The sequence below is a fragment of the Microcoleus sp. B6-A1 genome (assembly GCF_036705085.1).
Lineage (GTDB): Bacteria > Cyanobacteriota > Cyanobacteriia > Cyanobacteriales > Microcoleaceae > Microcoleus.
In genome coordinates this window covers 15794-41428 of the sequence record NZ_JAUBTU010000047.1, presented here as the reverse complement: position 1 = coordinate 41428, position 25635 = coordinate 15794, and the positions used below count along the sequence as shown (strand labels likewise).

At 46.4% G+C, this 25635-nt stretch carries 17 protein-coding genes; 7 read left to right on the top strand and 10 right to left on the bottom strand.

Features of this window, described 5'->3' with window-relative positions; all coding sequences use genetic code 11:
* Positions 1 to 87 precede the first annotated feature (87 nt).
* Positions 88 to 273 carry a hypothetical protein gene (locus QUB11_RS18260; protein ID WP_333156640.1) on the bottom strand — a complete coding sequence of 62 codons (186 nt, stop codon included), beginning with the start codon at positions 271 to 273 and terminating at the stop codon, positions 88 to 90.
* Positions 274 to 592: 319 nt separating this feature from the next.
* Here QUB11_RS18260 and QUB11_RS18255 point away from each other — a divergent pair, with 319 nt between their 5' ends.
* Positions 593 to 1474, top strand: coding sequence for a lysophospholipid acyltransferase family protein (locus QUB11_RS18255; protein WP_333203795.1), 882 nt, complete (start codon positions 593 to 595; stop codon positions 1472 to 1474).
* 493 nt (positions 1475 to 1967) lie between these two features.
* Here QUB11_RS18255 and QUB11_RS18250 read toward each other — a convergent pair whose 3' ends face one another.
* On the bottom strand, positions 1968 to 3377 hold the full coding sequence (locus QUB11_RS18250) for a 2-polyprenyl-6-methoxyphenol hydroxylase-like oxidoreductase (RefSeq protein WP_333203793.1): 1410 nt from the start codon (positions 3375 to 3377) through the stop codon (positions 1968 to 1970).
* Positions 3378 to 3694: 317 nt separating this feature from the next.
* Between QUB11_RS18250 and QUB11_RS18245 the strand changes: the two genes are divergently transcribed.
* The 3 genes from QUB11_RS18245 to QUB11_RS18235 all read left to right on the top strand — a co-directional run bounded on the left by QUB11_RS18245 (position 3695) and on the right by QUB11_RS18235 (position 13441).
* Positions 3695 to 6793: an MFS transporter gene (locus tag QUB11_RS18245; RefSeq protein ID WP_333391324.1), complete on the top strand. Its 3099-nt coding sequence runs from the start codon at positions 3695 to 3697 to the stop codon at positions 6791 to 6793.
* Positions 6794 to 7128: 335 nt separating this feature from the next.
* Complete coding sequence (locus QUB11_RS18240; protein WP_333391322.1) at positions 7129 to 8529, top strand: transposase; 1401 nt, start codon at positions 7129 to 7131, stop codon at positions 8527 to 8529.
* Between the two features lie 373 nt (positions 8530 to 8902).
* Complete coding sequence (locus QUB11_RS18235) at positions 8903 to 13441, top strand: response regulator (RefSeq protein ID WP_333203786.1); 4539 nt, start codon at positions 8903 to 8905, stop codon at positions 13439 to 13441.
* 499 nt (positions 13442 to 13940) lie between these two features.
* On the opposite strand, the gene QUB11_RS31315 is transcribed toward QUB11_RS18235, so the two are convergent.
* The 8 genes from QUB11_RS31315 to QUB11_RS18200 form a co-directional block, all read right to left on the bottom strand.
* Entirely contained in the window at positions 13941 to 14087 is a 147-nt protein-coding gene (locus QUB11_RS31315) for a cation-transporting P-type ATPase (RefSeq protein WP_445299396.1), read from the bottom strand.
* 92 nt (positions 14088 to 14179) lie between these two features.
* Complete coding sequence (locus tag QUB11_RS18230) at positions 14180 to 14710, bottom strand: DUF3122 domain-containing protein (protein WP_333203782.1); 531 nt, start codon at positions 14708 to 14710, stop codon at positions 14180 to 14182.
* 92 nt (positions 14711 to 14802) lie between these two features.
* The gene (locus QUB11_RS18225; protein WP_333203780.1) at positions 14803 to 17742 is read right to left on the bottom strand and encodes a cation-transporting P-type ATPase; all 2940 of its coding nucleotides are present in this window, start codon (positions 17740 to 17742) and stop codon (positions 14803 to 14805) included.
* Between the two features lie 102 nt (positions 17743 to 17844).
* A complete protein-coding gene (locus QUB11_RS18220; RefSeq protein WP_333203778.1) occupies positions 17845 to 18843 on the bottom strand; it encodes a permease in 999 nt (332 codons plus the stop codon).
* 12 nt (positions 18844 to 18855) lie between these two features.
* Positions 18856 to 19098 carry a thioredoxin family protein gene (locus tag QUB11_RS18215; protein WP_333203776.1) on the bottom strand — a complete coding sequence of 81 codons (243 nt, stop codon included), beginning with the start codon at positions 19096 to 19098 and terminating at the stop codon, positions 18856 to 18858.
* 61 nt (positions 19099 to 19159) lie between these two features.
* Entirely contained in the window at positions 19160 to 19822 is a 663-nt protein-coding gene (locus tag QUB11_RS18210; protein WP_333203774.1) for a GIN domain-containing protein, read from the bottom strand.
* 422 nt (positions 19823 to 20244) lie between these two features.
* Positions 20245 to 20826 (bottom strand): DsbA family protein, encoded by a 582-nt coding sequence (locus QUB11_RS18205; protein ID WP_333203772.1) that lies wholly within the window; start codon positions 20824 to 20826, stop codon positions 20245 to 20247.
* Positions 20827 to 20998: 172 nt separating this feature from the next.
* Positions 20999 to 22660: a glycosyltransferase family 39 protein gene (locus QUB11_RS18200; protein ID WP_333203770.1), complete on the bottom strand. Its 1662-nt coding sequence runs from the start codon at positions 22658 to 22660 to the stop codon at positions 20999 to 21001.
* A gap of 74 nt (positions 22661 to 22734) precedes the next feature.
* Here QUB11_RS18200 and QUB11_RS18195 point away from each other — a divergent pair, with 74 nt between their 5' ends.
* The 3 genes from QUB11_RS18195 to QUB11_RS18185 all read left to right on the top strand — a co-directional run bounded on the left by QUB11_RS18195 (position 22735) and on the right by QUB11_RS18185 (position 24990).
* Positions 22735 to 24225: a hypothetical protein gene (locus QUB11_RS18195; protein ID WP_333203769.1), complete on the top strand. Its 1491-nt coding sequence runs from the start codon at positions 22735 to 22737 to the stop codon at positions 24223 to 24225.
* A 68-nt stretch (positions 24226 to 24293) separates the two neighbouring features.
* Positions 24294 to 24467 carry a hypothetical protein gene (locus tag QUB11_RS18190; RefSeq protein ID WP_333203767.1) on the top strand — a complete coding sequence of 58 codons (174 nt, stop codon included), beginning with the start codon at positions 24294 to 24296 and terminating at the stop codon, positions 24465 to 24467.
* A 118-nt stretch (positions 24468 to 24585) separates the two neighbouring features.
* Positions 24586 to 24990, top strand: coding sequence for a DUF4347 domain-containing protein (locus tag QUB11_RS18185; protein WP_333203765.1), 405 nt, complete (start codon positions 24586 to 24588; stop codon positions 24988 to 24990).
* Positions 24991 to 25635: the final 645 nt, after the last annotated feature.

The window sequence follows — 25635 nt, the reverse complement described above, 5'->3', positions numbered from 1 at the left end:
GCACTCAAGGGCGTTAAATCAAGGGTTTGAGATTGCTTCACTACTTTATCTTCCGACACAAAATCGTAGTACGTGCGTCCACAACTATTAAAATTGTGGCAAACAGCGCCAATCGCTAGCATTGACGCGATGGCTGGGGTCAATTTGATAAAATCTTCCAAAACGGAAACTTATCGGCTTGAGGCACAGTTGTGTTTTTGTGGCTAAAGCCACCCCGCCATCGGCGACAGTTGCTGTAGCTGTTTGCAAACGGTTTTGTTCCTGTGGAGACAACCAGCACAAAACCTCCGAACAAAAGCAGCCCGCTCAAATCAGAAACCAAATAGTTGCGCTAATTCTGATTTAATTATATTGCTATAGCAACCGCACTCGATGTTTATGAGGTTTTCAATTGCTGAAACTAATGCGGCATATTCCTTTGGAATGGGAGCCTATTAATGATAGGAAAAAAATTTTTTTCGCAGGGCGATCGGGATGATGTTACGCACAATGATAGTCAAAGCCCAATTAATCTCCTCCCTTGTTCCTGCTTTCCCAAATAACTAAACCCTTCTCTCTTCCAGAGTTAAAGCTTTCTTCCTTCTGCTCTATAATGACCAAAGCGTTAAATATTTTTCCAGTGACAAAAACTACTAACAAAAAAAACGGCAAATCCTCTAAATATCCCTTTGACGGTCTATCTTTAGACGATCGCAATCCCGACTTCATTCAGTTTTGGCTGCCATTCTGGGAATGGCTGTACCGCTACTATTTTCGCGTAGAAAGCGACGGCTGGCACCACGTCCCCGCGAGCGGAAAAATGCTCGTTGTCGGTTCTCACAACGGGGGACTTGCCGCTCCTGATATGTTTATGTTCCTATACGAATGGTTCCGCAGGTACGGCACGGAACGCTTGGCCTATGGATTGATGCACCCCACGGTTTGGGAAGTTTCTCCTGATGTTGCTAGCATGGCGGTTCAGTGTGGTGCTCTCAAGGCGCATCCGAAAATGGCGATCGCAGCTTTGCGAAAAAATGCCCCAGTTCTCGTCTATCCGGGCGGCGCCCAAGATGTTTTTCGCCCCCACCACTTGCGCGATCGAATCTACTTTGCTGGACGCAAGGGATTTATCAAATTAGCATTGCGAGAAGAAGTGCCAATTGTACCGATTGTATCGCACGGTGCCCACGATACTTTGATAGTTTTGGCAGATTTGTACGAACAAGTTAAGCAATTGCATGAATGGGGGATGCCGTGGTTGTTGGGCATCGATCCGGTGGTATTTCCGGTATATTTGGGATTGCCTTGGGGATTGAGTATTGGGCCTTTGCCGAACTTGCCTTTACCCGTGCAAATTCGGACTCGCGTCTGCGAACCTATTGTATTTGAGAGGTACGGTTCGGAGGCGGCGCGCGATCGCGATTATGTTGATGCTTGTTTCGATCGAGTTACCGCCCAAATGCAAGAACAATTAGATTGTTTGGCTGGCAAGTGACAATTGCACAAGTCTATATTATTCTAGGCTGCAGAAATCGATTTTTTTTTACGACAATATAGCGTGAAGCGCGAGGGATATGAGTAAAAAAACAGGTTTCTTGAGTCCTGTGGGTAAGTCGTGACTACAAACATTTTTTGAAATCAATCCATTAGGTTTATTTCAAAAACCTAAAATTGCGGTACTAAGGAATGAGAATTAAATAACTTCCACTCTTGAAAGTGGGATGGGCGTCCCGCCCGTCCAAAAAGGACGTGCGGGACGCCCATCCCACAATAACAATTAAAATTGTAAGTTATTTAATTCGCGATCCTAAATCGGATTTCACCCATCTTAATTACGTGAAATACCCGAAAACCGCAGTCGCCAAAGTGATCCTTTTTATCATGCAGGTTGTAGCGGACATCATATCAGGTTAAATCAACGCAGATGAATAGGATTTCATCTGGCTTTATCTTCCTTCCTCGGCGAAAAAAAAATAGAATTGGCAAAACTAACCTGATTCTGTATAAACTCTCGATCTTAATTCTGCCTTCTGCCGAACAGTGAGTAATTGCCCGATCGCCTTCAGCGCAATACTGGGAGAAAAAAGTACAGCCGGCGACTCAATCATGTGCAGAACTTCCAAAAATGCTTGACAAACTTTAGCATCTCCGACCAGCACTTTTAACACCAAATCCATGTAATCAATTGTCAGCCGCGTAGCAAGGTTTAGTTTTGCACCTTCACTTCCCGGATAGCGAGAATCCTGACTGATGGCAAATGTCCAAGGAATTGTATGTAATTTTGCTAGTTTTTGTTGAAATTGTCGCGCAAAGCCTGTTAAATCTCCTTCTGGATACCGCTCTCTTTGCTTTTGCAAACATTCATCTAGCATCTGAGCATCCAGTGCAGCAACGGTCATTCCCTGGCCATAAACTGGGTTGAAAGCGCAAACTGCATGACCGATAACTGCCAAATTTTCAGGATAGCGGGAGAGGCGATCGTAGTGGCGCAAACGGTTTTCTGTACCTCGATAACTATAAATAGGTGTGATGGCTTCTGCATCTTTAATTCCATGATAAATTGTCGGGGTTGGCAGACTGCGGGCAAATTCTAGAAAACCTGCTTCGTCTGTGGGGGGATAATCGCGATCGCCCCCAGCGAAACCCACCAGCCAGCGATTGGCTTCGATCGGGAAAAGTGCACCGCCACGGGTGCGGAACGGCGGCCCTGGTGATACAAATACTGGCGCTGTTTCTGACAATTTACCGCTGCATTTATAGATGCGGGTGGCATAGCCGACAAAAGCATTGATAACGGTTTCTTGCGGAGGTTCATAACCCAAACTTTTCAACCATTGAGGTGTTTTGGAAACTTTGCCACTAGCATCGACTACTAAATCTGCATACAAATTCTCTGTATGGATGTTACCAGGGTTGTGGCGATCGCGAAAACGCACCGATACCCCAGCAATCTCCGTGCGCGAGGCATTCGCCAGAAACCCCCTTACTGTGCCTCCTTCGAGGAAATGTACGTTCGTATTTTCAGCCAAGCGGCGGCGAATTTGCCAATCAAGTAAATCCCGACTGAACATAATTACATCATTTAGATCCGGGCTAAATTGCGGGGCCCAACCCGCCGGACTAAACCACCCGATCGACTTCGGATCTAAACTAGGAGCACCAGCAGCTACCAGTTCGTTTTCTAAGCCGGGAAAAAACTCTTCGAGGATGATTTTCCCCCGATTTAAAAGGATGTGAAGATGACGAGATTGAGGAATCCCAGGGCGAGGTGCGGGTTTTTCTGGAAAAAAATCTCGTTCAACAATACTTACTCGGTCGAAGTGTTTTGCTAATACTCTAGAGGCCAACAGTCCTGCTAAACTCCCGCCCATAATAATTGCATGACTTTCTCGCTGCACTATCGAATTCCTTGAAAGCTAATTTGCTATGGCATTGGTTGATGAATTTTGAACAATTTGTCTGGGCTTGTGTGCCGACTCTTAATATCGATCGACCACAGATTCTCCTCTGCGATTATTTTAATCAGACTTACATACCACAAATATTCCTAAAGTGACAGCCCGCCACAGACATATTTCTACACTTCCAACTGTAGGGGGATGCTTTAGCTCGTCAATAAGGCGATGCTTGCCATTGGGGGCATGAGTCTAAAACTATACATTGGTTAACTTGCGCCAATGAGCGCGCGCACCCACTCCTTAACGAGGAATATACTATGTATCAAAATTTGCCAATAAATCCACAACTGTATAACATCGGGTTCTGGCTGGCTCAAGTGCCAGTAGAGCAGACTACTACAAACACAGCAGAAGACGCAGCACTCCTGTATTCCGGGCCTCAATTTTTTATCGCCTTGATAGCTGGAGTGGTACTCGCCTGCGCTTTCCAACTCTTGCTAACAAATTTATCAGTAGCAGCCGGCCTTTCGTACATGGGACAATCCCACGACGACGGCCACCAGTCGGATAGCGGCAGTTCCCCAGTCCGCCACATCGGCAGAAAAGTAGGCACTTGGACGCTGATTACCGTCACCATCGCCCTATTCTTTGCTTGCTTGCTAGCAGTTAAGCTTAGCTTGATTAGCAGTCCCGGTTTAGGTGCGATCGTCGGTTTAGTCGTGTGGGCTACCTATTTCTCAATGCTTGTTTGGGTGAGTTCCACCACCGTCGGTTCCTTGATCGGTTCCGTCGTCAACAGCGCCACAGCAGGCTTTCAAGCCATTGTCGGCACCGCAGCCTCGGCTATCGGTGCCAAAGCAGCTAGCAACCAAGTAGTCGCCACAGCCAAAGCAGCAGCAGCAGCAGTGGGCCACGAACTCGGTAGCGCGATCGACCCCACAAGCTTGCGCGAAAACGTCGAAGACTACATCCAAAGCCTCAAACCGCCGGAATTAGACATCAAAGGGATGCGTAGCGAGTTTGAAAAATTGCTCAACGATCCGCAACTAAAAACCATTGCAGCCGAAAATTTGCCGAATCTCGATCGGCAAACTCTCGTAGATTTAGTAAGTTCGCGATCGGACTTATCAAAACGCGACGTAAACCGGATTGTAGACCAACTTCAAGATGCTTGGAAACAAGTAGGAAAACAAGGGCAGCCATCAGACGGCATCGCCCAATTAGTAGACTATCTCAAATCTGCCAAATCTGGAGATCTGGTCTCAGATAAATTGGCAAGTCGGGTAGAAAAAGCCCTCAGCAATCTGGGCGGTCAAAATTCTGGACAAAGCCCGACCATGATGTCCCAAGCAACGACAATGGCAGTCAATGCTTTAATGGGAATAGTATTGGGTCGCACAGATATTTCTGACTTGGATCTTGAAAAAGTAGTCGGTCAGCTCAAAGAAGCTAAAGACAAAGTTACCCAGCAAACTGATAAAATTACCGCTCAAGTCAAAGGCGAACCCGTAACTTACAGCCCAATTCGTGCCGACGTAGAAAACTACCTACTCAACACTTATTCGTGGCAGATGAACCCCCAAGCCATCGAGCGCGAATTTCGGGACGTTCTCTACGATCCTACAGCCGATCCGGGAACTGTGCGCCGCGAATTAGAAAAACTCAAACAGTCTAATTTTGCCGAAATCCTGGCTAGTAGAGGTGTTTTTACCCAAGACAAAATTAAAGAAATTTCCCAGGAATTAGAAGGAATTAGACAGCGAGTTTTACAAACCGTGATCTTTGCCGAGGAGCAAGAAAAATCTCGCGATTTGCAGTGGCGGGTAGAAACTTATTTGAAGCTGACGCCGAAAGAAGAATTGACAGCAGCAGGTATCGGGAGCGATTTCAAAAAAATCTTAGAGGATTCCGATGCTAGTTACGAACAGTTGCGCGCGAGGCTTTCTCCTTACACCCGCGACAGTTTTGTGCAAATTCTCCGAGGTCGCGAAAACTTCGGATTCCAGGAAGTAGAACAGATTGTTCAAGAGTTGGAAAGGACGCGAGATGTAGTTTTAGCAGATGCTAAAGGTCTGCAAGAAGCAGCGCAAGCCCGACTAGACAATCAGTGGCAAAGAGTGCAAGAATACTTGAAGTCTACGGGTAAGGAAGAACTCAATCCCGAAGGCATCAAGCGCGATTTGAAAACGCTGCTGGACAACCCGGAAGCCGGAATGTGGGCGCTGAGAGCTAGAGCTTCTAAGTTCGATCGCGAAACTTTGGTAAAATTGCTATCTCAGCGGAAAGACCTCAGCGAAGACCAAGTAAATCACCTTCTCGACAGCGCCGAAGAAAATTGGCACAGCGCGGTGCATACGCCGCAAAAGTTGGCCGAAAAAGCTAAGGATCAGTACGACAATACCACCACCGCCCTTGCAGATTACCTCCGCAATACGGGCAAATCAGAACTCAATCCTGAAGGGATTCAGCGGGATTTGACAAAACTGCTACAAAATCCCAAAGAAGGAGCTTTAGCGCTGCGTGGCCGTCTGTCTCAAGTCGATCGCGATACTTTGGTAAAACTGCTTTCTCAGAGACAAGATTTGAGCGAGGAACAAGTCAATCAAATTATCGACCAAGTGCAGGAAACTCTTGGGTCGATTGTGAAAGCGCCGCGCCGTTTGGCAAAACGGGTGCAAAGCCAAGTGCAGGATTTTCAGAGTGTTTTAGAAGATTATTTGCGTAATACGGGCAAGGATGAGTTAAATCCCGAAGCCATCAAGCGCGACTTGCAACTGCTGCTGCATGACCCGAAAGTCGGCGCTTACAGTTTGGGCGAGCGCTTGTCGCACATCGATAGAGCTACAGTTGTTTCTCTGCTGTCTCAGCGGCCGGATATTTCTGAAGCAGAAGCCAATCGCATTGTCGATGGAATTTTGTCGGTGCGCGACGAGTTCGCAATGCAAATTCAGAAAATACAGGAGGGTATTCAGTCGGTAATTGACGGGATTCTCGGAAAAATTCGGGATTACCTCAATTCGCTCGATCGCCCTGAACTCAACTACGAAGGCATTACGCGGGACGTGCGGAAGTTATTTGACGATCCGCAAGCCGGATTTGACGCTTTGCGCGATCGGCTGGGTCATTTCAACCGCGATACTTTAGTAGCACTAATGAGTTCTCGCGAGGACATTTCCGAAGCAGATGCCAACCGCTTGATCGACCAAATTGAAAGAAGCCGCAACACCGTCTTGCAAAGAGCAGAACGCTTGCAGCAAGAGGCGCAGCTTCGCCTCGAAAGCATCAAACTGCAAGCCGAAAAACAAGCCGAAGAAACCCGGAAAGCCGCAGAAGTTGCCTCTTGGTGGCTGTTTTTCACCGCTCTTTCTTCGGCCGCTGCTGCTGCTGGCGCCGGTGCTTTAGCCGTTATCCGATAAAAAAGACTGAAGTTGCGATCGGATTGCAGATAGTGCCTGATATGAGTTTATACTGATATCAGGCACTAATGTTAGCTAGTCAGACGGGAATCCCCACACTATATCGCTTCGATTAGTGTGGGATACCTCGTCGCGTGAATCGAGGATTCCACATTTTCATGCCCTCACAAGCATAGCGGGCGAGCAATGAAGATGTGGATGACGACATCAAAGTACAATAAGTTTTTTATTTACTAGACCAACATTGTTGTGCGGTATAATTATTAATTTGCTTGACATGGTATAGTATTTTCGGGTATTTTTATTCTCAACAAATGCGTAAAGGTCGTAGCGCAATGAAGATAACATACCAGTATCAGTTATATCCCGACACCAGTCAAAAGTCAACCCTCAACCAATGGTTAAGAATTTGTCGCTATTGGTACAACAGACAACTAGGTGATCGATTTGATTGGTGGGAGAGGAACCGCACTACTGTGAATGCTTGTCCATTGCTCGCTAGTATCTCTGCGCCTCGTGAAAAGCCCAACTATTATTCGCAAAAACAACAATTGCCAGCCATCAAAAAAGACTTGGTAAAAGTCTTCCACAGTGGCGAGCTATTAGACTTTAAACAGGTAGATTCAACTATCCTACAAGATGTTTCTAAGCGAGTAGACAAAGCCTTTGAGCGATTTGTTGTAGGGGATAGCAAAGGCGGGCGATCGGGTAAACCTCGATTCAAGACAGAAGCGGATTACCGGACGATGACTTTTTCTACGGCTAACAGCAACTGGATTAAGTTGGTTCGCAAGAATTGGTTTTATATCCGATTGCCAAAGTTGGGTGTCATAAAAGTTCGGATGCACCGCCCAATCCCCGATGGGTTTACCGTCAAGCAAATTAGTGTTACCAGAAAGGCTGACGGTTGGTTTATCCAGGTAATGCTTGAAGACTCTTGTGTGCCCCAGTTCACGCTCGACAAAGTTACCCCAAACTGGGACAACTCAATTGGGTTAGATGCGGTGCTGCATGAAGATGTCTATTTAGCAACGTCGTCAGGCGAGAAGTTACCTTCGTTGAAACCGCTCCGCAAAAACCAAGCTAAATTAGACCGCATTTCAAGAAAGCGGAACAAACGGAAGCGCGGTTCTAAGGCTCGACGGAAATTAGCCAAAAAAGAAGCGAGACAGCACCAAAAAATAGCGCGTTCTCGCCAAGATTTCCACTACAAAACAGCTCACAGACTTGTCAGGTCTGGAGCTAAATTCTTTTTTCATGAGGACTTAAACTTAAAAGGCTTAACGAAACGGAATAAAGTTAAGCAAGATAATGAGGGTACTTACCTCCCAAACGGTCAATCAGCTAAATCAGGACTAAACAAGTCTTGGTTGGATGCTGCGTTTGGTCAATTTTTCAAGACGCTGGAATACATAGCCGAAAAAGCTGGATCAGCCGTCGTTCCGCAAAAACCTGCTTATACCTCAATGGTTCTGTGCTATCGGAATGAAATTGTTTTTGCCGATTGCGGTATGCGAAACTATTGGGATGAGCAACATTCTTTAATGGTCGATCGTGATATCAATGCTGCGATTAATTTAAAGAAACTGGGATTGGACATTTTTCCCAGTATAAAACGCCGTGGCGGGAATCTTTCTGTAGTAGGAACTATAGATAATAGTACCGCGAAGGAAATTTTGCACACCCTTCATCGGGCTGCAAAGAAGCCTACGCCATACTCTACTCAGTTGGCGTAGGAGGATGTCACGTACAATAATAGTTAGGGTTCTCAACCCAGCACGCCTTTTCTCCCAACCGCCCGCCTCCCTGGCTGCGTCAGTATCAAACGCGAACTGTTTTGAGTTCGATCGGCGGTTTATGTTGAAGATGCCGATGTCAGGTTATAACTTGTAGGTCATAGGTTGTGCATAATAGGGAACTAAAGCTGTGAAAATACTACACTGACTGTGGGGGGCAACATACCGGATACCTTGGAACTACCAAGGGCTTTGCTTTCGTCAGCCCAGAACAGTCCCAACACGCAGGCCCTGCGATCGCCAATGCTAAACAACCTACGTCTCAAACCTCTCCTGGCTAGTTGCCTAGTAGCACCGTGAGGAGGGCGACGCCATGCAACTCCGAAAAAAAACACTATTAATCATCGGTGCAGCGCTGATCAGCCTGATTGTGGTTCTGTATGCCACTGCATCAACTATTTTGCTGCATGATTTTCACAACCTGGAGGCACAGTACGTCCGCCAGGATGTGGCACGGGCTTTGGACGCATTAGATGATGACTTGTCGAATTTAGACACCAGCGCCCAAGATTACGCCGAGTGGGACGATACTTACTCTTTTGTCGAAACACGGAACGAAAATTTTGTCAAGTCAAATTTCGTCGATTCGACATTTATTTACTTGAGACTAAACTTATTGGTACTGCTGGACTCCAACGGTAAGACGATCTTCAGCAAAGGTTTCGACCTGAAATCGCAAACCGAAATCCCGATTCCCGAAAGCTTAAAACAGCACTTGACCGAGGCACTAATAGACTCATCGACAGTCGAGGGCGATCGCCGGGCCGCCAAAACAGGCGTCCTCACCCTGCCAGAAGCCAGACTGCTGATTGCCTCCAAGCCCATCTTGAACAGCAACGCCCAAGGCCCGCCGCGGGGGACGCTGATCTTGGGACGCTACCTAGACAGCAGCGAAATCGGTTTGCTTTCAGAACTGACTCACCTGTCAGTGGATTTTAGATTGCCGAGTTTAGATTTTAAAGTGGGAGCCGCGAACTACTCCGGGCACAGCGCCAAGGCGATGGCTCGCTCTAGACAGGAGTTGGAAAATGTCAAACTCAAAATTTCCAACCTCAAATCAGTAGAAATTTTAGTCGAGCCACTCAGCGACACCTTAGTCGCAGGATACGCCCTGATTCGCGACATCCACGGCAACCTAGCGCTGCTGCTGCGAGTAGAGACAGATCGCATCATCTACGGCCAAGGTCAGGCTACCTTGGAGCTGTTTACCTTATCAATACTGGCAGTAGGTTTAATATTTAGCGCCATCACCCTGCTGTTGCTAGAAAAATTAGTCTTAGCGAGATTGGCTGCCTTGAGCACCAGCGTCAGCAACATCGCAGCCAACGGCGACCCAAGCTTGAGAGTTCCTATGGCCGGAGCAGATGAACTCGCAAGCTTGGCCGACGCCATCAACCGAATGCTAGAAGCATTGGGCAATTCTCAAGTCGAACGTAATGAAAGCGAAGACCGCTATCGGTTGATGGCCGAAAATTCAACCGACATGATCACCAGACACGACCCCACAGGCGTGTTTGTTTACGTCTCGCCCGCCAGCCGGGCTTTGCTGGGATACGAACCTTCGGAACTCATCGGCCGCGTCCCCAAGGATTATTTTCACCCCGACGATTTAGAAACCATTGCCAAAGCTCACTGGAAAGTCCTGGCACTCCCAGTTACTTACACCGTCAGCTACCGCATCCGCCGCAAAGACGGCAAATACATTTGGTTTGAAACCACCGGCCGCACGATCAGCGATCCCCAAACAGGCGAAGTCCAAGAAATTATCGGCATTTCCCGCGACATCAGCGTGCGGAAGCAAACAGAACAAGAACTTCGAGAAAGCGAAGCAGCAATCAAAGCTTTGTACCAAGTGACTTCGGCTCCCCGTACAGACCCGCTCAACCACCTCTCTACCTTTGATTTGCGCCTCCAAGAACTGCTGGCAATGGGATGTCGGCATTTAGGCCTGTCGGTGGGAATTTTGTCCTGCATTCAAGGCGACAACTATCAAATAATGGCTGTTGAGTGTCCCGACGGGTCGATCGTCAAAGACCAAATCTACGATCTGGAAAAAACTTTCTGCGTCGCTACGTCAATGGCAAAAGAACCGATTTACTTTGAGTCGGTGCGATTTTCGGGTTTTTCCTTCAACACGCACGATCGAGCCTTCCCCATTGAAGCTTACATGGGCATTCCCGTCACGGTGGGAGGCAAAGTTTACGGCACTCTGTGCTTCTTTTCTCCGACTCCTGTGACAGAACCGTTTCGAGCTGTAGACAGAGAGTTGATGAAACTGATGGCTCAGTGGGTGGGAAGCGAACTCGAACGCCAGCAAACCGACGTAGATTTGGCAAAAGCTCGCGATCAAGCACTGGCGGCTACTAGAGCCAAAAGCGAATTTTTAGCCACCATGAGCCACGAAATTCGCACTCCGATGAATGGAGTCATCGGCATGACTGGTTTGCTGCTGGATACCCCCTTAACTCGCGAACAGCGCGATTTTGTAGAAACTATCCGCAGCAGCGGCGATGCCTTGCTGACGCTGATCAACGATATTCTAGATTTCTCGAAAATTGAGTCGGGCAAATTGGACTTGGAGGAACATCCGTTTGACCTCCGCACTTGCATTGAGGAATCTCTAGACTTGGTAGCTGCTAAGGCGGCAGAAAAAAAACTGGAAGTGGGTTACTTGATCGATCGTACAGTACCGGTAACGGCGATCGGCGACAGCACCCGCTTGAGGCAAATTTTAATCAACTTGCTCAGTAATGCGGTTAAATTTACCGACGCTGGAGAAGTGGTGCTTTCGGTGACTGCCAAAAAGATTTCAGTGCCGGCGGCTAAGGCTAAAGAACCGCCATTAATGGCTGGCGAACCGGTAGTAATTAACCCAGCATACGAAATACATTTTGCGGTCAAAGATACCGGTATCGGCATTCCGAGCGATCGCATGGATCGGCTATTTAAATCTTTCAGCCAGGTTGATTCTTCAACGAGCCGGCAGTACGGCGGTACCGGATTGGGTTTGGCAATTAGCAAGCGTTTGGCCGAAATGATGGGCGGCAGGATGTGGGTGGAAAGTATGGGTAGTGTGGCGGGCAATCCTCCGGCCCATTTTAGATCGTCGGCAGTTATTGATTTGGGATGGGCAGAATCTTGCGAAATTGCCGAAAAATATGGCTATGCCAAATCTGTACTCAGCAACCAGCCGATCGCCCAAAATACGAAATCCGTTGGCTCTACTTTTTATTTTAGTACGATCGTTTCTGGCTGCAAGAATTCCTTACCACTTAACTTGAGCAATTCTCAACCTGAATTAGCTGGCAAGCGAGTCTTAATTGTCGATGACAATGCTACCAACCGCAGAATTTTGACTCTCCAAGCTCAGTCTTGGGGAATGGTGGCTAGGGCTTCAGCTTCGGCTCGTTTGGCTTTAGATTGGCTGGCTGCTAAAGAGATGTTTGACTTGGCAGTTTTGGATATGCAAATGCCGGAAATGGACGGGTTAGCTTTAGCGGCGCAAATTCGCCGATATCCTGATTGCGAAAAGTTGCCGTTAGTGATGCTAACTTCGATCGGCAGGCCAGAAATTAACCCCCCTTCTATGGAGATGGATTTTGCTGCTTTTTTGAACAAACCCATCAAACAATCTCAGCTTTACAATGTTTTAATCAATATTTTTGGAGAACAGACAACTGAATTTAAAGGGCAGCGCACTACCGGGTCTTTCTTGCAAACCATACCCGTGCTGGCAGAGGACTTACCCCTGCGGATTCTGTTGGCTGACGATCATTTGGTGAATCAGAAGGTGGCTTTGCAAATTTTACAGCGGATGGGGTATCGCGCGGATGTGGCGGGAAACGGTATCGAAGTGCTCGAAGCTTTGCGCCGCCAGCCTTACGATGTGGTGCTGATGGATGTGCAAATGCCGGAAATGGACGGACTGGAAACTACCCGCCACATCCGCGAGCAATTTTCAGCAGATTTAACTTTAGAAAATGACACGGGAGAATCAGAACTTTCCGCAACTGATGAGCAATCTAATAATCGAAAATCCCGAATCGAAAATCAAAAATCGACTGAGGAATCTAACAATCGAAAATCGAAAATCGAAAATCAAAAATCGACTGAGGAATCTAACAATCGAAAATCGAAAATCGAAAATCGAAAATCGACAAGGCCTTGGATTGTGGCGATGACGGCAAATGCGATGCAGGGCGATCGCGAAGAGTGTATGGCTGCGGGGATGGACGACTATTTGAGCAAGCCGATCGCAATTGATCAGTTGGTGCGAGCTTTGCTCGCTTGTAAATCTCGATCGAACTCTGCATTCGATCGTCTACAGCCGATCGTTTGTTTGGATGCCCCGGCGGAACATATAGAAGGAACGAGTGAATTAGAAGTGCGATCGAATGTGGCTGTTGCGGGAAATCCACAACTGACAATTTCCAATTCGCACGCAGTCGTCGATGGTGGTGCATCAAATCTCGATCGGGCTTTGTCAGAGAGCCACGAGTCCCTGAGTGCCAAGATTATAGAGGGACTGCGAGAGGTGGAAGCTTTGGACGAGGCGATCGAGATTTACCTCGAAACAGCTCCCGAACTGCTGCGAGGCATCTCTATGGCTCTGTGCAACGCCGATCCGCTGGCTTTGCGGCGATCGGCTCACTCTTTAAAGTCGATCAGCGGTACTCTCGGTGCTTTTCGCTTGTTTGAGCTGTGCGAGGAACTCGAAATCATGGGCCGCATCGGCACAAATGCTAACCAGTCTTTACCCGATCCGGCCTGCGCGCTTTTAGAAGAGGTTGAGGCGGAGTATCAAAGAGTGGAAACGGCGTTAAAAATAGAAATGCAGTCTGTTGATTGTTAGCTGTTATATGCTGTCCGATTGATTTCTCATAAATTCAAGTCCGCTCCGGGTAAGGCTGTCCATCTGAAGCAACACTAGACAATCGAAAGTTATCTCACTCACCCCAAGGAGGGGACTGTTAACTATTAAGGGACATCCAAGAAATAAACTCTTCCAGTCCCCGGAGAGGTAAACATCCGATAGTCAAACTCGTGAGCTTGACTTACAGCATATTCCATTTATATGTGGTACACATAATCTGATGGCCGGTGTAAGGTGCGTCGCCACCCGTCAATCTGTAAGTTATATCCAATATCTCGTAGCGACGCACCCGGAGGATTAACAGCACACAATTAAGGTTTCTACTGTACTTCATAAACCACCGAATATGCTGTATCAAACTGGGGTTAAGCTCACAACTCTGGAAATGGCTGAAGTTGAAACTAACTCAGATTCAGCGTCTTTCCCAACCGGTTGGGGATAGCCTCCCCAATCTCGGTAAGTGGTTTATCGATATTGCTTACAGTACCGCTTGATTTTGGACGAGTTTTTTATTTGGTAGTCCATTAATCAACAGCATTAATGCGCTCGATTTGTGTGTTTGTTTGAGGCTATTCGCGCCGTACTCGATCAAGCGTTGTTTCGCATCTTGACGGGTTAAATCCACAGATCGAGTGCGTCGGTTGAAGCATTCGATCTGTGGGTAAGCTCCAAAATGTGGAGAGTTGGGGATTCATCGGTTTGATTTTTTGGAGTTAGTCAATGAGCAGAAATTGTTTGCCACTCTTGAATCGCCGTCGATGGGATTTGTAACTCGATCGCTGAACCAGTTACCACTGGTAAAGTTAGGTGAAGGGGAATTTCAGCCTGCAACTGCGGTAGGATAGACTTAATGTCATATTCTGCGACATTAGCTGGGGTTGGTGTGTCCTTAGAAATTTCGCTAGAAATATCCTTGGCGGTTATAGTTTCGCCCATAGATGTTGTCAGAATCAGCGGTTGAGTGCGATCGAATTCCACCGCACCAGGAAAGCCCACGACGCGCAGAGAGACAGTATAACTACCTTCAGGATGGATGCGTTTGAAGGATCTCGCCTGCCAAGAATTTCCGTTCTGATCTTGCAGTTTTTGCCGGGATTGATACAGCATCTGCCCTGGATATTCTTCGATTTCCGTCACAGCAGAAAAAGCAGGTAAGGGAATACAGACAAGCAGTAAAACGCAGATACAAGCAGCCAGCAGCCAGCGCATCGGGCGAATCTTAGAGCAGTTAAAGTACATAAATTTCATCACAAAAGTCCTCAAAAATTTAAAATGTATTGCAATTAGTGAGTCAAAATTTTGGGATTTTTATCCTAATTGTTTTGGTATTAGCTCTGGTTCTAAACAGCTCTTTGAACCTTGCTTAGTCGCCGCTTACGAAGTAATAGCTTGCGAAGTTCTTCTGCACCAATCAAAATGGGCGGACAGGCTAACAAAATCAACCAATGCCAATTGGCTAGTGAAGCCGTTCCAAATACTTGTCTGAAGGGTGGAAAGTCGATGAATGCGAAGAGGGCAACACATTCAACAGTTATTCCTAACCAGAGCAAACTATTATTTGATAACGACTGACGGAATACCGAACCCCAATCAGAGCGACAGGCGAATAAGTTACCTATTTGACAAGCTACGATCGCAGCTAAAGTCATCGTTGTCGCTTGGCGATAGATTGCCGTCACCGTAGGATCGGCAGTATGGGAGAGGATTGCAGGAGTGACTTGTTGCAAGTCTGCCAACGAATAGCCATAGCTCCACCAAACCATCAAAAAGCCCAACATTGAGAGCATCGCTTCGATCGCACCAAGAAAGAGATAGGCGCGTAATATTAAAGGAACGTTGAGTAAAAACTCCTCCTTTGGACGGGGTGGACGATCCATAATCCCAGCTTCGGGAATTTCTGCACCCAAAGCTAGGGCTGGAACCATATCCGTGCCTAAATCTACGGCAAGAATCTGCAAAATCGTCAGCGCGGGTGGAATTTTGAAGGCAACCATGCCTAAAAATGGCACGACTTCTGGCACATTCGAGGCGAGGATATAGGTCATGAACTTGCGGATATTTTGATAAATCGCCCTTCCTTGCTCGATCGCTACCACAATCGTTGCAAAGTTATCATCAGTAAGTACAATATCTGCCGCTTCTCGCGCCACATCCGTACCATTTTGTCCCATCGCAATGCCGATATTGGCGGCGCGTAAGGCGGGGGCATCATTCACCCCATCACCTGTAACTGCCACAATTTCGCCGATGTCTTTGTAAGCTTGCACTAATCGCAATTTGTGTTCAGGTGACATCCGGGCAAACACTAAACCAAAGCGATATTTCACCACTTGCTTGAGTTGCGCGTCAGAGAGATGTCCCATGCCTTCACCCGTGACTACACGCACTTTGTCGCTAACTAAACCAATTTGACGCGCGATCGCTTCAGCCGTCAATCCATAATCACCCGTTACCATTATTACTTTGATTCCCGCTTGATGACATTGGACGATCGCCTTTGGTACTTCCTCACGCGGCGGATCGAACATCGCAACTAGCCCGATAAAAATCAAATCTTGCTCTAAATCCTGAGCTTTTAGAGCGATCAATTCCTCTCCACCTTGACGCGCCGCCAGACCTAACACTCGAAATCCTTGTCTGGCTAAATCATCATTGGCTTTGACAACTTCATCCCAATAATCGTGGGTTAATTCCTGCGATTTACCATCGCGCAAAATCCAATGGCAATGTTTCAGAACTTCTAATGGTGCGCCTTTGGTAAAAGCCAGATGGGGAAATTCACTTGACCATATTTCTGAGGCTTGCCAATTCAAAACCACTGTCATCATCAAGCGGCGAGAATCAAAGGGAATTTCTCTTAAGCGTGGGAACTGCTTTTGGAGATTTTCTAAATTCAATTCTGCTTTTGCCGCCGCTACTAACAAAGCCGCCTCTGTCGGATCGCCAATTTCTTGCCAACGACTAGGCGCATTGAGATGTACCAATCGAGCATTAGAACAAAGTGCCGAACCAATCAGTAAAACCTTAGCTTTCCAAGCAATTTCGGAATCAGAGGGAATATTAACTTTGCCATTAGTGGGATCGTAACCAGCCCCAGTAATTTCAATTAGCCTGTTAGTTAAGACATCATTAGGAGTATCGCGATTGGGTTCAGATTGCTTTGGTTCTGTCGGTAGCCAGAGATAGCGCACCGTCATTTCATTTTTGGTCAAAGTACCCGTCTTGTCTGTGCAAATCACTGTAGTCGCGCTGAGGGTTTCCACTGCCGAAAGCCGCCTTACAAGAGCGTTGCGCCGCGCCATCCGTTTCACACCAAGGGCAAGAGCTAATGTTACTGTTGGCAATAAACCTTCAGGGACATTTGCCACGATAATCCCGATCGCAAAAATAAAGCTCTCGGTAATATTCATGCCAATCAACAAGTAGCTAAGCGCGAATACAGTCGCACCCATACCCAGCGCGATCGCTGTAATAATCCGTACAATCCGAGCAACTTGAATTTCTAAGGTACTGGGTTCGCGTTTTACTACTGTAGTTAAATGCGCCACCTGTCCAAATTCAGTCTGTGCGCCCGTCGCATAAACCACCGCCACTGCTCGACCTGCTGCTACCGTCGAACCTGCTAATACAAGGTTAGCAATTTCTGATGGATTTACCTTTTCTTGCAAGGGCTGTTCCCCTTGACGCAGCATGGTTTTTCCAGCACGCACCGGAACGGCCTCCCGCAGACGTACAGGGTAAGGACTTCGCGCCACAGGTAAAGATTCCCCTGTCATTACTGATACATCGAGATATAAACTTTCGGCTGAAATTAATCTGGCATCTGCGGAAATGCGATCGCCTTCTTCCAATTGCATCACATCGCCGCGTACCAATTCTCTAGCTGGAATTTGCTTTAATTCTCCATCTCGATACACTTTTACTTGCATCGGTAAGACTTTTTTTAAAGCAGATAAAGCTTTCTCAGCTTGAAACTCTTGCCAAAAGCTAAAAATGGCATTAATCCAAATTACTGCCCAGACTGCCCAGCCCAGTTCAGGTGTGCGGGAAATAAATGCCAAAATCCCTGCAACCCACAGCAACAAAGCCATAAAATGGGTTAATTGATCGGCAAATCTGAGCCACAATGGACGATGGACGGGTTCTGGTAATTCATTTGCGCCAAATTTCTCTAATCGCTCTTGCGCTTCATTGTCCGATAATCCATTGGCAGTAGTGCCTAGAGATTCATAGACTTCTTCAACTGATAATGTCCATAATGGTTGGTGTAATGATGCCATGCCCGATCTACTCCTGTTTGATAACTGAAGCTGGTTAGCTATTCGGCACGCAAAGTGCGTTTATTAAACTCAGGACTTATTATGGCCTATAAACCGTTTTTTTTACAAAAATAGAGCATTGAATATATAGCCAATGCTGATAATACCAACGGTCATTAGCCCAATAAACACGGCTAAAAGTTGAGGTTTCAAAACTTTTTTGAGAATCACCATTTCAGGCAGAGATAGTGCTGTTACTGCCATTGTGAAGGCTAAAACTGTACCCATTGGCATTCCTTTATTGACTAAAGCTTCGGTAATCGGCATCACACCCGCAATGTTCGCATAGAGTGGCACGCCCAACATTACCGCGATCGGCACTGCAAAAGGATTATTTGCGCCTGCATATTGGGTGATAAAATCAGTCGGCACATAACCATGAATCCCCGCCCCGATCGCAATACCACCCACGACATAGAGCCACACCGATCGCACAATGGAGCTCGACTGGAACCATCCTTGCTCAAATCTTTGCCCCCAAGTTAGCATCACTGCTTCTGGATTGTCCTCATCACCTAGAGGTATTTCTTGATGAGATTTTTGCAGTTGCCAAACAAAGGGTTCCACCCATTTTTCTAATTTTAGTAATCCGATGATATATCCAGAGGCGATCGCCAAACCGACACCAAAACCGATATAGATCAGCGTCACCTTTAGTCCAAACAATCCCCACAGCAGGATAACAGCAACTTCATTTACCATTGGCGCTGCCATCAGATAAGAAAAGGTCACACCTAAAGGCACACCTGCTTCTAAGAATCCGATGAACAAAGGAACCGCAGAGCAAGAACAGAATGGTGTGACGATTCCTACCATTGCCGCCAAGATATTTCCCGCAAAAGTGCGCTTTCCTTCTAGCAAAGAGCGAACACGCTCTGGTTCTAAAAAGCTCTGAAATGTCCCAACAATAAAGCTAATTACAATTAGTAATGTTAAGACTTTTGGCACATCGTAAAGAAAGAAATGCAGACTCGATCCTAAATGCGATGACATCGACAAGCCGAAGAGTTGGGTGACAATCTGGGTTGCCAACCAATCAAAAGGATAAAATGGATCGAACATAACTTTGCCTCTTTAACGCTGCAATAAGGGCTGAATTTGTTCTGGACTGAGCACTTGACCTTTGCTGACGACTTTGCCATTGATTGTCATGGCGGGAGTAGACATCACACCTCGTTTAGCGATTTCGATGGGGTCGGTAATGTGCAGAATTTCAGCATTTAAATTGAGATTAGTTACAGCTTGTTTGGCATTTGCCTCTAGCTGTTGGCATTTTTTGCAGCCTGAACCCAAAATTTCAATCTCGATCGCATTCATGGCATAACTCCTTTTTTGTATTCTCTAATTCAATTCTCTCTCTACTGAATCCAAGCGATCGCTACCTTTTCTTAACTGACCCCACGCCCCGCCCAGATTCCCGAACTTGAGGAGAGCCAATATACTCTATTGAACCCACGCCGGATACAGTTGCATCTAACTGCTGACTGACATTAACCACAGCACTGCCCACGCCGCTATTGCGAACCGTAGCCTGCTTAGTCTTGAAATTCTCACCTTGGAAACTTCCAACCCCGGAAAAATTGAGTTCCAGCACATCGACACTTCCGGCGATTGTCATGCTACCCACCCCATCAAGGGAAATCGACAACTGTTTACCTTGGATATCCTTTACCTCAACACTACCGACACCATCTATATTCAAGCTCTCTAGGCTCTTTACCTCCACAACGAATTCAATGGGCTTGGTGGGATTCATATTGGTATCTTTCGTGATAGTGAGATACAGAACATTGTCAGTTACACGACTTTCTAGCAACGGCAGAATGTTGTCGTCAGCGGTGATCGTTAGGGACTCTTTTCCTGTCTGCTGTATCGTAACTTTACCTACGGATTTACTAGAAATGGATGAGAATCGACCTACTTCTCTAGATTCGGTCTTAACTATTCCAGAGCCTCTAAGCCCACCCAAATTGAGAGAGCAGCCTGTGAATAGGCTCAAAGCTGTTAAACACACAACCAAACCGTATAGCTTCGATCTCATTGTTTTGCCTGCTATATAAATCCTTAGTCGTTCACTTTTCATGGGTGCATTTTGATTGCGATCGCATCTTTCCATTAATGCAAGATTCCTAACACCATGATTGTTCTCCCGGAGGATTGTGCAGTAACTCCCGAATATTGGCTTCGATCACCCGATAGCCTACATTGCCGTTGAGTCTCTGCCGTCCTTCATTAAAAATCAGGGTGGGGCCATTGGTAACAAGTTAAGCTAAGAAAGCATTGTCAATCAGCAATTATGCTCAACATTTACTCGGATTTTGGGCATAAAACTGAGATTTGGGCGATCGAGGAATCATGCCTCCCATGATATTTATACCTACTCCCTCTCAAATCGTAAATTTTCCACTCCTAAAAAAGCAGTCTTTTTGAGTAATATTACTGATTGACAAATGCAATTAAGTCTTAACTTGTCACCAATGGGGTGGGGCTGACTGTAACCGTATGCTCTTTGACTAATTCAAAATCCTGGGATAGCTTGGCATAAGCCTCACCACTATCGATCTGAGCTTCGATAGCAGTGATCGGCAGTCTTAACTCCTCCGCAATTCCAAATTGTACCTTGCGGTCAGAAACATCTGCCAGTTTGGTAAAAAACGCCTCCCGAAATGCCCAGGTTGCTTTTTCAAATACCTGTTGATTTCGCTCTACTAAATCCTTCGTTTCTAGTAGTTGAATCGCATGGAGAAACAAATGACAGGAGGTCGATGAAAATGGTGTAACGTTAGTCCAAATATCAGGATGAACGCTGATGTGATCGAACTTTTTCGCAACCTCCTGGACATGATCGCTGTATCCTTGCAAACCACCGCGATCACGCCATCGGTTTTCCAGTTTTTCACGAGTAACACCAAAGACGGGGACAAAGTGCTTTGTGATCGCAATCTTGTCTTCAAAGGTTGTTTTCAACTCATCCAAACGAATCTGAGCAATATAAGCCCAAACGCAGAGAACATCGGAAAAATAAAAAATACGAATCGGTTCCATATCACTTCATCCTTAGACCCACCAGGGTTTCTTTCTAGTACGAGGATCAGTTTCCGTCCAAGCTGAGATCAAAATGCTGTTATCGATCACTGAAACCTGGACAATCTTGAGCGGTAGAGGAGCTGGGCTATGCACCACCGTCCCATACAGACGCTGATTGGATGTCCCTAACTTACTTTTTAGTTACCAAAACCCAATCCTCGGCTGTTTTGACAATCTCAGCATTCTGCAAACCTAAATGTTTTAAAACAGGTTTTTCTAACAGAAAATAAGGTTGAGGGAGAGTTTGCCATTTCTTTTTGAGCGTCGGCGCGTCGGCGACAATAACTTGGCGTTGACTGTAAAAATTCAGCGATGGACGGCCCAAGCGGTGAGAAGTAAACACCTGTTGACCGGCCGGAGTTCCTGTGCGGACAATTTCGGCGATCGGCTTAACAGGATAATCCTCCGCCAGTTCCCAAACCCAGTTATCAGAAGCCACCAATACCAACAGCGTCAGGTAAGTTCCCCAAATTAAAACTAATATAAACTGTCGGTCTTTGCGGTGCAGCAACACGGCCGCCATTGTCATTGTCAAAGCTACAAACATCAGCATTAACTGCAAATCTCGCTCTGGAGGCGCAATTTGTCCCCCGATCCGTACCCAGCCACTGAAGTACACGCAACCGACGACAGCAACTACACCCAGCATTGCCAAAATCGCGGGATGAGGCAACAAAGAAATAGCATCAAAACGTTCTTCTGCTTCCTCTTTGACGGGCTCTGGCGGCAGCCACAGTTGCTCCCAAACTTCAGCCAGATAACTGCCAACAGCAAGAGCAAAAGCTGGATAAATTGGCAAAACATACCACGGCAATTTAGTAGTCATCACAGAAATAGCCAGCAGATATACTCCAGTCCAAACCAATACTAATTTTGGCCCGGCAAAACTGCGATTTTCCCAACTCAAACGCAGCCCTTGTAGCCAAAATAACTGCCACGGCCAAGCTAATTTTAAAATTTCTAAAAGATAATACCAAGGCGGGCCTTTGTGACTGCTTACAGGTTCCGAAATGCGCCGGAAAGATTCGTTAATTAAATTAGTGTGGATGAAATATTGGCCGTAGTGCAGCCATTGGGCAAAATACCAAGCAGCTACTGGTAAAGTTCCGATCGCCAATCCGCCCCAAAGATACCCAGAAGTGAGGAGTCGCGGGGTATCCCAAACCAAAAAAATACAGCCAACAGCAGCCAACAGCAGCCCCAACATCACGCCCTTAGTCAGGCAAATGAGTCCGAACCCAATCCCCGCGCCCAAAGCGTAGCGCAAATCCCGGCGCGATCGTAGCAAACACCACATCGCCGCCAGCAAAAAACACAAAACCGCCCCATCCAACATCGCCAAACGTCCATGCCGCACCACCGGTAACAGCGTCAGATAGACGAGGGCAGAAAAAATGGATCTCGAACGCGGAGGAAACAACTCCCTGCCAATGGCGTAAAGCAAGGGCACAGAAGTGGCTGTCAGCATCGCCGGTACCAACCTCGCCGTCAATTCGCTGACACCGCCGACGGCAAAACACAGCCCTATTAGCCAGTGTACCAGCGGCGGTTTGTTCAAATAAGGCATAGAGTCGATCGTCGGATACAGCCAATTTAAGTTGCCGCGCCAAATTTCGCGACTTACCTGCGCTGCAATGCCTTCATCCCAATCCCGCAAAGCCACGCCGCCCAGATTCAGCCCGAAAATCAGCACTGCCGCCAACAGAAAAGCCAGCATCCACACTTTGTCTGTAAAGCTGTCATTCCAGCGATTTTTCGGTTTGCGGCTTAGGAATGGAAAGATTTCTGACATAAGTTAAGAGAGTTTTGAGCGTCCCAAACTGAGGGTAAACTTAGACAGCAGTTATTTGCGACTAGGAAAATACCATGAACTTGCCTGTAATTATAGATATTATCATTGGCTTAGTATTTATCTACCTGACTTTAAGCTTGCTAGCTTCGGAAATTCAGGAACTGATTGCTACTGTTTGGCAGTGGCGGGCGGAACATTTAAAGAAGTCGATAGAAGTGCTGATTTCTGGAGGCAGCGAAGGTGCGAAAGATCCCCTGCAATTTAAGCGAGTCGGACAGTTAGCCCATTCGATTTACGCCAATCCGATTATCAAGGATTTGAATCAGGGAGCGAAAGGGCTGTTATCAGAGGGATTCCGCTCTGTTACGCACCGCATGGGGGATTTGTACCACGGAGTTACGGGTACTAAAAATGTTTTCGGCAATAAATCCAGTGGGCCTTCTTATATTCCAGCCGAGTGTTTTTCGGCTAGCCTTTTGGAGACTTTAAAGGTTTCTAGTTTGCTCAGCTCTATCTCTAAAACCCGATTGGAAAGATTTAAAGACTTACAATTAGCACAAATTCAACAGATTGGACAAAATCTGAGTTTGCCGGATGCTACTAAACCGATTATTGAGCAAGAATTTAGGTGGCTGACTGCGGAGTTCAATCGAGTGGTTGAAGATTATCAAAACAATTTAGCAAGTTTGAGCAACAGCTTAAATCGGATGTCTGAAAAGCTAGGATTTTATATTAAGGATTCTCAGGTTTATCTACCAGAAACCGAGCTGGGAGGGAGAGAATTTCAGAGGCAGATGGCATTTGTGAAGGCTCGTTTTGACAGCAGAAATGAGCGGGTGGCGCTGCTAGGGCAACTACAACCTAGTTTCAGCAATCTGTTAAATACTGTTAAAAAAAGTCAAGAGTCGGCAGCCGAAATTATGGAACTCAAAGAGGAGAGTCCGATTTATCAACAAATTCAAGAAACCTTGGACAGTATGCCAGAATCTTTGAAACGCAGCCTTTATATTTTAGCGCAGCGCGCTGAAAAAGGCGGCGGAGATACTCAAGAGCAGTTGCAGCGGTTTCAGAAAGAAATTGAAATTTGGTTTGACCAATCGATGGAGCGTGCTTCTGGTGTTTACAAGCGTAATGCTAGAGGGGTTGCGATTTTGCTCGGAACTGCGATCGCTGTCGCTGCTAATGCTGATACCATTCATATTATTAATCGGTTGTCGAAGGATTCGATGTTGCGATCGACTGTTAATTTGTACGCTGAGCAGTTGGTGGTAAATAATGCTAAGACTAAATCAAATAATTTAACCAGTCTGACAAAAGTTCAACAGGATGTCGATCGAGCTTTGGATAATAATGTACCTCTGCCTTTGGGATGGAGCGAACAGAATAGGTTAAAACGAGATAAACAGGGGAATTTATTGTGGCCGGCTTTGATGGAAAAATTGTTTGGTTGGATATTGAGCGGTGTAGCTATTTCTATGGGGGCTGGTTTTTGGTTTGAGGCGCTCAACAAGATTATTAATATTCGCAATGCAGGGAAAAAACCGCCATCTTCTACAGAATCTTGAGCGGTGCAGTTGCGAGGCCAATCTACTAAGTGTCATACCCTTTTAGATTTTAGATTTTAGGTGGGGGAATGACTGAAGACTATCGAGGTTTGAAGCACGGGCTTACGGTGGGATTCTTTTGTAAAAGTGGGATCACGGACAGGATACCGGATCGATCGGTAATTGCGAGTTGGCCGGAAGTAAGGGAAAACACGCAGAATATAAATTCCGTGCGATCGCGGATGGCAGTGCTGCAGAAATAGGGCAAACTGATAGATAGGTGAAATAAGAATGAGCGAAATAAACAAGGTCGCTGGCAGTTTCAGAAGCTCTGACTCCAAGGCTGTATCTACCGCTAAACACACTTTTGGAGGACGGAATATGTTGACTTCTTTAAGGGAAACGACTCCCGCCTTGGAATACGCAAATTCCCCATCCAAAAGCTTTGTATTCAAGGACTCCAGCATCAGTCAAGGTGGATATTTTGTTTCCAGAATTTTGACTGGGGCATCTGACTGCATCGAGAAAATTACCTCGGCACTTCAAAAATCGACCTCTATCCTTAGAGAGATTGACAAAGTTGGCTCGACTTCTGACGGCCACTCAAACCAACTGCAATTAGGCTTTGTTATCCTCAGTTCAGATTACCTGGAACCATACAAAAGTCAATTGCCAAAATCGCACAGTTCCCTGACTCAAAACAGCGGACTTGGTGGGTGTTATGCCGATCGAGATAGTGATACACTCAGCAACGGCGGTGGGCGCGATCGACTGTTTGCTAATTAAGGAGAGTGATTTAATGCAGAGTATGGAACGTACCGAGGGCGACTGAACCCGAATACAATTGTAATTAGGGAGGCAGGCGCGATCGCAATCAACGATTTCGATCTGACTAAATCAGCAATCATATCAACTCCCGCTGAATAATTTGAATCACGTTTGTAGTGAGGTGGGTAGTCCTCACAGTGTCGGTAGCCCCCCATAAGTCAATTGATTTCCCGCGATGGGTTCCACTTAATATCATACCGTTTTGACTGTTAGTAAATGCGACCAAACATCCTGGTAATCAGTATTTGGGTGTACCGCAAACCTAGCAACTTCAAACCATATAGAATTCTTCAATATCTACATAATTCAGTTTTCCCTTGGATGAAATACAGCTAGGGAAACTCTAGTGCATTGTGCCTCTACGTAAAATCTCACACTCAAATAAAAACTACTAAATATAAGAGGAGTTATTCGGGGGTGAATTACCTCCACTATTTCCGCATCCCTCAACTCAGCCTACTATTAGCAAAATAAGGTCAAAAAAAATTGGATAATAGAACCTAGTTTATTTCAAGATTCCCGATTAATATTGCAATCTATTCCCATAGATAGAGGCTCAAATTTCCATTTGACTCAAGAGGCGAAAGGCAAATGCCGAGCAAA